The sequence below is a fragment of the Pedomonas sp. genome, from assembly GCF_036515995.1.
Lineage (GTDB): Bacteria > Pseudomonadota > Alphaproteobacteria > Sphingomonadales > Sphingomonadaceae > Pedomonas.
Genome location: NZ_DATBUP010000044.1, coordinates 37,321 through 46,818 on the forward strand (window position 1 = coordinate 37,321; position 9,498 = coordinate 46,818).

A 9,498-nucleotide genomic window follows, 5' to 3' on the forward strand; every position below is an offset into this window, starting at 1 on the left:
GCGCCCGGCACCGCTTGCGCGGTGTACCTGCAGGATTTTTAGCCGACGGCCTTGGCGTCCTTCAGCCTTGCGATGCTTGCGGCATCAAAGCCGATGTCTGCCAGAATCTGGTCGGTGTCCTCGCCCACGGTCGGGACATCGTGGAACACGCCGAAGCGCTCGCCCTCATATTCGATCGGAAGGGCGGGCAGCTTCGTCTTCTCGCCGTTGTTCGGCATGGTGATCGGCAGCAGGCCGCCCGCGTTCAGGTGCGGATCGTCGAACAGCTCGGCAGGCTTGGCGATCGGCGCGAACGGCAGGCCGATGGTCTCCAGCTTCTCCACCAGCTCTGCGCGGGTTTTCGTCTGGAACATCTCGCGCACCACCGGGATGATGACGTCGCGCTTGCCGGTGCGCTGGTTGTTGGTCTCCAGCTCCGGATTGTTCAGCAGCTCGTCCAGCCCGAACGCCTGGCAGAAGGTCTTCCACTGCGAGTCCGAGACAACGCCGACGAACAGCTGCTCGCCTTCGTTGGCGGTCTCGAACACGTCATAGACCGCCCAGGCGGCAAGGCGCACCGGCATCGGCTTGGCTTCCTGACCCGTGACGGCCTGCTGGGCCATGTGCTGGCCAACGAGGAACGCGGTGGTCTCGTATAGCGAGCAGGTGATCTGCGCGCCCTTGCCGGTGCGGTGGCGCTGCTGGAGCGCGCCGAGCACGCCGATGGCGCCGAACATGCCGCCGGTGATGTCGACGACGGATGCGCCCGCGCGCAGCGGACGGCCCGGAGGGCCGGTCATGTAGGCCAGGCCGCCCATCATCTGGGTCACTTCGTCAAGCGCGGTGCGCTTCTCGTAGGGGCCCGAGAGGAAGCCCTTGGCCGAGCAGTAGATGAGGCCCGGGTTGGAGGCGGACAGCGCTTCGTAGCCGAGGCCGAGCTTGGCCAGCGTGCCCGGGCGGAAGTTCTCGATCACCACGTCGGCCGAGTCGACCAGCTTCTTGGCGACCTCCAGCCCTTCCGCGCTCTTCAGATCGAGGCAGATGCTGTTCTTGTTGCGGTTGAACATGGGATAGTAGCCCGCGCCCGAGCCGCGCAGGTGGCGGGTCTGATCGCCGCCGATCGGCTCGACCTTGACGACGGTTGCGCCCATGTCGGCCAGAATGACGCCCACGGCGGGGCCCATCACCATGTGGGTGAACTCAATCACCTTGATGCCGGCGAGCGGCAGATCATCCCTGTTCATCTCTCGCATTCCTAACTCATCGCACTCGACAGGTTCGGCTTATTTGATATAAGAGTATAACAAAACAAGCAATGGGTGTCGCATGTCGAATATCGATATTCTCGTCAGCGAAGTTGGTCCGCGTGACGGCCTGCAGAGCATCAAGTCCATCATGCCGCTGGAAGCCAAGAAGGCGTGGATCGCGGCAGAGGCCGCCGCAGGCGTGCGGGAAATCGAGGTCGGCAGCTTCGTGCCCGCCAAGATCCTGCCCCAGCTGGCCGACACCGCCGAAGTTGTGGCCTTTGCCCGCACCATCCCGGGGCTTCAAGTTGCCGTGCTGGTGCCGAACGCCAAGGGGGCGGAAGCCGCGCTGAAGTCCGGCGCGCACAAGCTGACCCTGCCGCTGTCGGTATCGGAAACGCACTCCCTGAAAAACCTGCGCCGCACCCATGATCAAGTGATCGAGGAGGCCAAGGCCATCGTCGCGATGATCCGGGAGCTGCCTGAAGACCAGCGCCCGCATTTCGAGGGCAGCCTCTCGACCGCGTTCGGTTGCACGCTGGAGGGCCCTATCCCTGACGCGCAGATCGCGCGCCTTGCCGGACGGTTGATAGAGGCGGGCTGTGACGAGGTGGGTCTGTCCGACACCACCGGCTATGCCGACCCGCGGGCGGTCAAGCACCTGACCCGGCTGGTGCGCGGCGTCGTTGGCGACGACAAACTGACCGGCATCCATCTGCACAACACCCGCGGCGTCGGCCTTGCCAACGTGCTGGCCGCACTGGATGTGGGACTGACCACCGTTGACTCGTCGCTGGGCGGCCTGGGCGGCTGCCCGTTCGCGCCGGGGGCATCGGGCAACATCGTGACGGAAGATCTGGTGTTCATGCTGGAGGCCATGGGCCTGAAGACCGGCATCGATATTGAGAAATTAGTCGCCTGTCGGACAATCCTGAAGGAGGCCCTGCCGGGGGAGGAACTCTATGGCTTTATCCCCGATGCTGGCGTGCCTCTCGGCTTCAAGCCGGCAAGCGCATAAGTGGGAGTGGGTGTCATGACGTTGCTGGGGACCAAGATGGTTTCGGACGGCCGCACGGCCCGGGAAATCTTCGAAGAAATTCAGGCCAAACCCGAACGCGCGAAGTTCGGCTTCGGCGAAAAGCTGGCGATTGTGAACGTGGACGTGCAGCAGGCCTATACCTGCCTGGACAAATTCAAGACCGCCTACGAGACGGATCCGCGCCAGATCGAATACATCAACACGATTTCGCGTCTGGCTCGGGGTGCCGGCATGCCGGTCATCTGGTCGCGCGTGGCCTATGCGGAGGACGGCTCGGACTGCGGCGTCTGGGGCACCCGCACCAACACGCCGGACAGCCTCCAGAACATCAAGTACGACAGCGAGCGTCATGCCTACGACCCGCGCTGCGAGTTCGGCGAGAACGACTACCACTACACCAAGCGCATGCCCTCGGCCTTCTTCGAGACGCCGCTGAACAGCTACCTGCGCTGGCACAAGGTGGACACGGTGGTGGTAACCGGCGGCAGCACCTCGGGCTGCGTGCGGGCGACCGCCGTTGACTCGCTGAGCTATGGCTTCCGTACCATCGTGCCGGTGGAGACCACCGCCGACAAGCACGAGAGCTATCACTTTGCCAACCTGACCGACCTGCTCATCAAGTACGCCGATGTCGAGCCGGTTCAGACCGTCATCGACTGGCTGGAGGCGCGCCAGAAATGAGGGAAGGCCAGAAGGACCCGGGCCTGTATGAGTACCGGCCCTATCGCAACCGCCACAAGATCGTCTGGCCGGGCGACAAGAAGGTCGCCGTATGGGTGAGCCCGAACATCGAGTATTACGAGCTCGATCCGCCGGCGAACCCGCATCGTAAATCCTGGGCCAAGCCGCACCCGGACGTGGTCGGCTATGGCCACCGGGATTTCGGCAACCGCGTCGGCCACTATCGCCTTGCCGAGATCATGGAGAAGCATGGTTTCAAGGGCTCGGTGTCGCTGTCGGTCGCGATGTGCCAGCACTGTCCGGAGATCATTGAGCAGGTCAATGCCCTGGGCTGGGAATTCTTCAGCCACGGCATCTACAACACCCGCTATTCCTATGGCATGGACGAAGCGCAGGAGCGCCTCATCATCGAGGACTCCATCAACACGGTGCGCGCCGCCACCGGCCAGACCATCAAGGGTTGGCTGGCCCCGGCACTGACCCATACGCCGCGCACGCTCGATCTGTTGGCCGAATATGGCATGACCTACACCTGCGACCTGTACCACGATGATCAGCCTGGTCCGGTGCATGTGAAGTCGGGCAAGCTCATTTCCATGCCGTACAGCCTGGAGGTCAACGACCACTACGGCTTCTTCGTCTACAATATGAGCCCAAGAGAATACGCCGAGACGCTCATCCGCCAGTTCGACCGGCTGGCAGAGGAGGGCGAGCAGTCCGGCACCGTGATGTGCATTCCGCTGCATGCCTATCTGATCGGCCAACCGCACCGCATCGGCGCGTTCGAGGAAGTGCTGCGCCACATCGCCGAGGATGGCCGTGCGTGGATCACCCGCAGCGGCGACATTGCCGACTTCTTCATCCAGAACCACTACGACGCGGTGGCTCGGGACGCTGAACAGTACAAGGTGGAGGGCTGAGAACATGGCGCTTGATCCCACCTATTTCGAATATCCGATGCGCCGCAAGGGCATGGATCACGACTATTACCCGTGGTCGAATATTTTCGAACGCAAGCCCATCGAGTGGCCCTCGGGCAAGGCGATCGCCTCGTGGTTCGTCGTGTCGCTGGAATGGTTTCCGATCCTTCCCGAAGACAAGCCGTTCCGCGCTCCGGGCCACATGCAGACGGCCTATCCGGATTACCGCCACTACACGGCACGTGATTACGGCAGCCGCGTCGGCGTCTATCGCCTGCTCGACGCGTTCGCGAAGGTCGGCGCCAAGGCGTCCTTTGCCACCAATGCCGCCATCGCCGAGCGCTATCCGGTCCTCATCAAGGACATCGTGTCGGCAGGCCATGAAATCATCGCTCACTCGACGGACATGAACGGCACCATCGCCAGCGGTGTCGAGGAGGCCTACGAGCGCGACCTGATTGCCCGTTCGCTCGACACGCTCGAGCAGGTCTCCGGCACGCGCCCGAATGGCTGGCTGTCGATCGCGCGCTCGCAGTCGTTCAATACGCCGCGCCTGCTGAGGGAGGCAGGCGTCTCCTACATGTGCGACTGGGTGAACGACGAACTGCCGTACCGTTTCACGACGGAGGCGGGTGATCTCGTCAACGTGCCGCTGAACCACGAACTGTCCGACCGCCAGATCATCAACGTCCAGCAGAACTCGGTGGACAGCTATGTCCTCCAGATGATGGATGCCTACGAATGGCTGCGCCAGGAGAGCCAGAAGTACGGTGGGCGCATGCTGCCCTTGCACATCACGCCGTACATCATGGGCCTGCCGTATCGGATCAATGCGTTCGAGGGGCTGCTGCGCTGGCTTTCAGAGCAGCCTGACCACTGGTTTGCCCGGGGCGATGAACTGGCAGCCGTTATCGAGGCGTAATTTAGCCGGCAGTCGGATAAAAAACGATTGCAAGCAGCAGTGAAGGTGACAATATCCCGGTATGGAAAAAGGCGTTCCGATCCGTTCTCTCAGCCGGGGTATTGCCATCCTTCAGGCAATTAACAGGGGCGGTGCGATTTCCATGATGGAAATCGCCCGTACCTCTGGTGTCCCTTATCCCACGGCGTGCCGTATCGTGCAGACCCTGATGCACGAGGGGCTGATCGAGCGCGAGCCGTCTCGCAAGCGATACCGGCCGACCGCGATGGTCCAGACGTTGTCCCATGGATTTCAGGGCCATGGTCTGCTCGTGCAAGTGGCACGTCCGCATATCGTGGAGCTGACCCGCAAGCTGGTCTGGCCGATTTCTCTGGTCACGCACGTTGGACACTCGATGGTCATCCGCGACTCCACGCACGCACTGACCGCACTGACCTTCAATAGCTATTTTCCTGGGTTCACCCTGCCGATCCTGGAGTCGGCCGCAGGCATTGCCTACATCGGCTATTTGCCGGAGGAGGAACGCAGCCAGCTGCTCTCGACGCTCAAGCTGTTGCCGAGCAAGGTGACGACCCACATGATCGACCTGTTCGAGAACAGCAACCTCTCGGACAAGATCAGAGCGCAGGGATACGTGACGCGCGCCTATAACGTGTTCACCAGCAACCCAGGCAAGACCTCGTCCATCGCCGTGCCAATTCTGGTTGGCGATCGTCCTGTCGGTGCGCTGACGCTCGCATTCTTCGCCTCTTCGGTGAAGATGTCTGATGCGGTGGAGCAGTTCGCACAGCCGCTGAAAGACGCGGCACGGGCCATTGCCGCTGATCTCAGCTCCGCCAGCTTCGACAGGGCCGCTATCGTAATCTGATTTTTCAGAAGCAAGAAAAAAAGCGCCGTGGAAGCATCTTCCGCGGCGCTTTTTTTATGGATGACGCCGGGGGCACGGGCCGACCATGTGCGAGCATCCAAACGATAGGGGCGCAAGGGAAGGTGCCCTTGCGCCCTGGTAAACTTACTGAATTTCCTGTTCGCGCTTCAGGCTCTGGAACATCGCCTGCTTGAGCATGTAGTCGCGACGCAGCTCGGGGTCTGCTGCAATGCGTTCCAGTTCGACTTCCTGCGGGCTCTTCTCGGCTCCCTTGGGGGCCTCCATCGCCTGCTTGTTCTTGATGGTCTGGGTCTGGACGAACTCCATCGCCACGGTGCGGCGCTGGCGATCGTACAGGTCCAGCAGCGGATCCGCAGAGGCGCCGTCCAGCAGAATGTCGCGCAGCTTGGTCGTCAGGTTCCAGGCATCGTGGATGCCAGAGTTCATGCCGAAGCCGCCCAGCGGATTGTTGAGATGCGCGGCGTCGCCCACCAGCAGGACGCGACCGTGACGGAACGACTTTGCCACGCGCTGGTGCACGCGGTACAGCGTGCGGTGGTAGGTGGTGATTGCCTCACCATCCGGCACCAGGCCGTTGAACACGGCGGTCTTTTTCGCATCCGACAGAAGCGCTTCGTCGGAGTCAGACTCGCGCGACGGGACAAGCACGCGCCACAGGGTCGGCACGCGCAGGAGCACGCACCATTCCTCGGCGTCGGACATGTAGGAGACCGGGGCCAGGCCTTCGTAGTGCTCATGCACCGGGTATGCAGTCGAGAGGGTGAGGAAACGCTCCGGATAGGTGAAGCCCTCAAACTCGATGCCGGTCCACTTGCGCACAGTAGAGGAGGCGCCATCGGCCGCGATCAGGTAATCGCAGCGGACGGTCATGATCTCGAACGGGGTCTCGACATAGGCAGTCACGCCCTCGGCATCCTGCTCGAAGCTGAGCAGGCGGTGGCGGAACAGCGCTTTGCCGTGGTCGTGGTTTTCCAGCTTGTTTGTCAGCATGCGGGCGAGCTTGTACTGCTCGCATTGCAGACGGTATGGATGCTTGGTAACGTCCGAGATGTCCGTCAGGTCGATGGAGATGACGTTGCCCGAGCGGCGATTGCGGTACTGATAGACAGGAGCCTTGAGGCCATCGGCCAGAAGTTCGTCGATAATGCCCAGGTCATCCATCATTTCCAGCGTGGGGGCGTGGAAGGTCGAAGCCCGCATGTCTTCCGGGCAGGAACCGTTGGGTTCGACCACCATGCAGTCGATGCCCATTTGTGCAAGGCGATAGGCCGCCACTGCACCCACGGGACCGGCGCCGGCGATAAGCACTCGTGTACGAACAACAGTCATTGGAAAGCCTAGTTTTTATGGTTTTGATGCGGGTTCAGGCCGGATCGACAAGGAGGCGCATGGTGACTTCCGCCGCGCCAACGCGGTGCGCGGCAGCAGCCTGGTACTCAGCAGAGGCGATGTAGGCGCGCGCAGACTCGGCATCCGGGTAGCGGCTGACGACCACACGTTCGCCGGGCTCACCCGAGCCTTCCAGCACTTCCTGAACCGCGCCCTTGACGATGGGTTCGCCGCCGAAACGCTCGCTCAGGCCCGCAATGCCCTTGGCATAGAGCGCAAAACGCTCAGGATCGGTTATGCGCACTGTGGCAACAATGTAGGCAGCCATCCCCGCCTCTCCTTTTCGGTTCGACTTTTCTATGGTGATTATTGTCACCTTCGAACGGACGCCGCGCCTGCCATGCACACATTTGTTCACCATGCGATAAAACTCATGGCTGCTGATGGTCATAAGCCCTGCCGCCCGCCATCATCCGAACATTCAGAACACTCTCGGGGATAAGAAAAATGGTTGATACCCTTGGTTACCGTATGAAGTTCGCCGTGATCGCGCCGTCGACGAACACCAGCGTCCAGCCCGAATACGACGATATGCGCCCGCGCGGGGTGACCAACCATTTCTCGCGCATCCATATCCCGGACACGAAGGTCACCGATGACAAGACCTTCCTCGAAATGATCGAGAACATCCGCTCCAACACTATGGATGCGGTTGACGTCGCCATGACCATGGAGCCGGGGGCCGTGATCATGGGTATGTCCGCCGAAACGTTCTGGGACGGCGCCGAGGGTGCCGAGCGCCTGCACAAGAAGATGGTCGAGCGCACCGGCGGCGTGCCGGTGGTCATGGGCTCGACGGCAGTTGACGCAGCACTGAAGACCTACGGCGGCATCAAGAAGATCGGCGTTTTCACGCCCTATACCGACGTTGGCAACGTCAACGTGAAAAAATTCTTCGAAGACCTGGGCTATGAGGTGGTGCACCTGATCGGCCTGGCCTCGCCATCGCCGATGCTGATCGGTCACGAGCCGAAACAGAAGCTGAAGCAGACCGCCATTGCCGTTTCCGAAGGCGTCGACGCCGTCGTTCAATGCGGCACGAATCTGGCCTTTGCCGAGGTGGCCGGCATTGCCGAATTCTGGCTGGAAAAGCCGGTGATCGCCATCAACACCGCCACCTACTGGCACGCCCTGCGCAGCATGGGCATCAAGGACCAGATGGAAGGCTTCGGCCGTCTGCTGGCAGACTTCTAAGTTTCTCCGCCAACCGCCAAGCCGGTTGCAGTCGGAGAGACCTTAACGGTAATTGATCGGAGCGTCGGGCAGGGCCATCCTGTTCGGCGCTTCCGGCCTGAGAACGGGCCGGCGCACCAACGTGGAGTGCATGAGTATGGAATACGATTTCGTCCCCCTGCCGAAACGGCTGCCGCTGAAGTGGCCGAATGACAAGCGCGTTGCGCTCATTCTGACCTTCAATCTGGAGACCTGGGATCTGACCAAGGACACCGACAAGCCGTACTATGCGGGCGGCCCGTCGATCCTGCCGGACACCCTGCCGGGCAACGTTGCCGATTTCCCGAACTTTACCTGGCGCGAATATGGTCAGCGCGTCGGTATCTGGCGGATGATCGACCTGTTCGACAAGCTGGGCGTTCCGGCCTCCTGCACCACCAACGCCGTGACCTTCGAGCGTCGCAAGGACATGTGCGACGCCGTACTGGAGCGGGGCTGGGAGCTGATTGCGCACAACTGGGAGCAGGGCGAGCTGCTGACCGGCTTTGCCCATGACCGCGCCAAGGAGCGCGAGGTCGTGCTGCGCACCCTTGACACCTTCGAGAAGTACACCGGCCGAAAGTCGAAGGGCTGGCTGTCGTCCTCGCTGCGCGGCACGCTCCAGACCGCCGACATTCTGGCGGAATACGGCTGCCTGTTCTATTGCGACATCATGAACGACGATCAGCCGTACCTGCTGCGCACGCCGAACGGGCCGATCGTCTCGACGCCGTACTCGAACGAGATCAACGACTTCACGTTCATCACGCGCAAGAACTACACCACGGACCAGTTCCGCGATGCGCTGATTGAAGAGCTGGAGGTTCTCTATGAAGAGGGCGAGCACTCCATGCGCACCATGAACGTCGGCCTGCACCCGCACGTGTCGGGCCGCGCCCACCGCATCCGCGCGCTGCGCGAATTCCTCGAGTACGCAAAGTCGCTGCCGGGCGTGTGGTTCCCGAAGCGCGAGGAAATCGCCGAGTGGTATCTGCAGAACCACGAAAAGCACATTCCCGGCCAGCTGGGCGAAAGCAAGCAGGGATGAGCGCACCTTCTCACATCGAGAAGCTGAAACAAGGAGTGGCCGCCGATGTCGAGGGACGTCGGCGGCTTCTCTCCGTTCCGGGGTGCTGGGACGGGCTTTCGGCGCTTCTCATCGAGCAGGCCGGATTCGAGGCGGCGTTCCTCACCGGCGGTGGCCTGTCGTTCGCACGGCTGGG

10 protein-coding genes are annotated in these 9,498 nt (G+C 62.0%); 7 read left to right on the forward strand and 3 right to left on the reverse strand.

Annotated elements, in window-relative coordinates:
• Window positions 1-38: 38 nt before the first annotated feature.
• A complete protein-coding gene (locus VIG90_RS03755; protein ID WP_331592102.1) occupies window positions 39-1,223 on the reverse strand; it encodes a CaiB/BaiF CoA-transferase family protein in 1,185 nt (394 codons plus the stop codon).
• A gap of 82 nt (window positions 1,224-1,305) precedes the next feature.
• On the opposite strand from VIG90_RS03755, the gene VIG90_RS03760 reads away from it, so the two are divergent.
• The 5 genes from VIG90_RS03760 (at window position 1,306) to VIG90_RS03780 (ending at window position 5,653) form a co-directional block, all read left to right on the forward strand.
• Window positions 1,306-2,241 carry a hydroxymethylglutaryl-CoA lyase gene (locus VIG90_RS03760; RefSeq protein ID WP_331592104.1) on the forward strand — a complete coding sequence of 312 codons (936 nt, stop codon included), beginning with the start codon at window positions 1,306-1,308 and terminating at the stop codon, window positions 2,239-2,241.
• Window positions 2,242-2,256: 15 nt separating this feature from the next.
• Window positions 2,257-2,943, forward strand: a complete 687-nt coding sequence (locus tag VIG90_RS03765; RefSeq protein ID WP_331592105.1) for an isochorismatase family protein — start codon at window positions 2,257-2,259, stop codon at window positions 2,941-2,943.
• The gene (locus VIG90_RS03770; protein WP_331592106.1) at window positions 2,940-3,863 is read left to right on the forward strand and encodes a polysaccharide deacetylase family protein; all 924 of its coding nucleotides are present in this window, start codon (window positions 2,940-2,942) and stop codon (window positions 3,861-3,863) included. Before VIG90_RS03765 ends, VIG90_RS03770 begins: the two co-directional genes overlap by 4 nt.
• Before the next feature lie 4 nt (window positions 3,864-3,867).
• Entirely contained in the window at window positions 3,868-4,785 is a 918-nt protein-coding gene (locus VIG90_RS03775; RefSeq protein ID WP_331592107.1) for a polysaccharide deacetylase family protein, read from the forward strand.
• 61 nt (window positions 4,786-4,846) lie between these two features.
• Window positions 4,847-5,653, forward strand: a complete 807-nt coding sequence (locus VIG90_RS03780) for a helix-turn-helix domain-containing protein (protein WP_331592108.1) — start codon at window positions 4,847-4,849, stop codon at window positions 5,651-5,653.
• Window positions 5,654-5,797: 144 nt separating this feature from the next.
• Here VIG90_RS03780 and VIG90_RS03785 read toward each other — a convergent pair whose 3' ends face one another.
• Both VIG90_RS03785 and VIG90_RS03790 read right to left on the reverse strand, forming a co-directional pair.
• The gene (locus VIG90_RS03785; RefSeq protein WP_331592109.1) at window positions 5,798-7,003 is read right to left on the reverse strand and encodes an FAD-dependent oxidoreductase; all 1,206 of its coding nucleotides are present in this window, start codon (window positions 7,001-7,003) and stop codon (window positions 5,798-5,800) included.
• A 34-nt stretch (window positions 7,004-7,037) separates the two neighbouring features.
• Complete coding sequence (locus VIG90_RS03790; RefSeq protein ID WP_331592110.1) at window positions 7,038-7,331, reverse strand: DUF1330 domain-containing protein; 294 nt, start codon at window positions 7,329-7,331, stop codon at window positions 7,038-7,040.
• A 179-nt stretch (window positions 7,332-7,510) separates the two neighbouring features.
• Here VIG90_RS03790 and VIG90_RS03795 point away from each other — a divergent pair, with 179 nt between their 5' ends.
• Window positions 7,511-8,257, forward strand: a complete 747-nt coding sequence (locus VIG90_RS03795) for an arylmalonate decarboxylase (protein WP_331592111.1) — start codon at window positions 7,511-7,513, stop codon at window positions 8,255-8,257.
• A 136-nt stretch (window positions 8,258-8,393) separates the two neighbouring features.
• Window positions 8,394-9,323: a polysaccharide deacetylase gene (locus VIG90_RS03800; protein WP_331592112.1), complete on the forward strand. Its 930-nt coding sequence runs from the start codon at window positions 8,394-8,396 to the stop codon at window positions 9,321-9,323.
• The last annotated feature ends 175 nt before the right edge of the window (window positions 9,324-9,498 follow it).

What these genes read in the sequence shown, in the direction of transcription:
- VIG90_RS03785 (WP_331592109.1), bottom strand. Translation starts at nt 7,003, where the DNA reads ATGACTGTTGTTCGTACACGAGTGCTTATCGCCGGCGCCGGTCCCGTG.
- VIG90_RS03775 (WP_331592107.1), top strand. Translation starts at nt 3,868, where the DNA reads ATGGCGCTTGATCCCACCTATTTCGAATATCCGATGCGCCGCAAGGGC.
- VIG90_RS03790 (WP_331592110.1), bottom strand. Translation starts at nt 7,331, where the DNA reads ATGGCTGCCTACATTGTTGCCACAGTGCGCATAACCGATCCTGAGCGT.
- VIG90_RS03780 (WP_331592108.1), top strand. Translation starts at nt 4,847, where the DNA reads ATGGAAAAAGGCGTTCCGATCCGTTCTCTCAGCCGGGGTATTGCCATC.
- VIG90_RS03795 (WP_331592111.1), top strand. Translation starts at nt 7,511, where the DNA reads ATGGTTGATACCCTTGGTTACCGTATGAAGTTCGCCGTGATCGCGCCG.
- VIG90_RS03800 (WP_331592112.1), top strand. Translation starts at nt 8,394, where the DNA reads ATGGAATACGATTTCGTCCCCCTGCCGAAACGGCTGCCGCTGAAGTGG.
- VIG90_RS03770 (WP_331592106.1), top strand. Translation starts at nt 2,940, where the DNA reads ATGAGGGAAGGCCAGAAGGACCCGGGCCTGTATGAGTACCGGCCCTAT.
- VIG90_RS03760 (WP_331592104.1), top strand. Translation starts at nt 1,306, where the DNA reads ATGTCGAATATCGATATTCTCGTCAGCGAAGTTGGTCCGCGTGACGGC.
- VIG90_RS03755 (WP_331592102.1), bottom strand. Translation starts at nt 1,223, where the DNA reads ATGAACAGGGATGATCTGCCGCTCGCCGGCATCAAGGTGATTGAGTTC.
- VIG90_RS03765 (WP_331592105.1), top strand. Translation starts at nt 2,257, where the DNA reads ATGACGTTGCTGGGGACCAAGATGGTTTCGGACGGCCGCACGGCCCGG.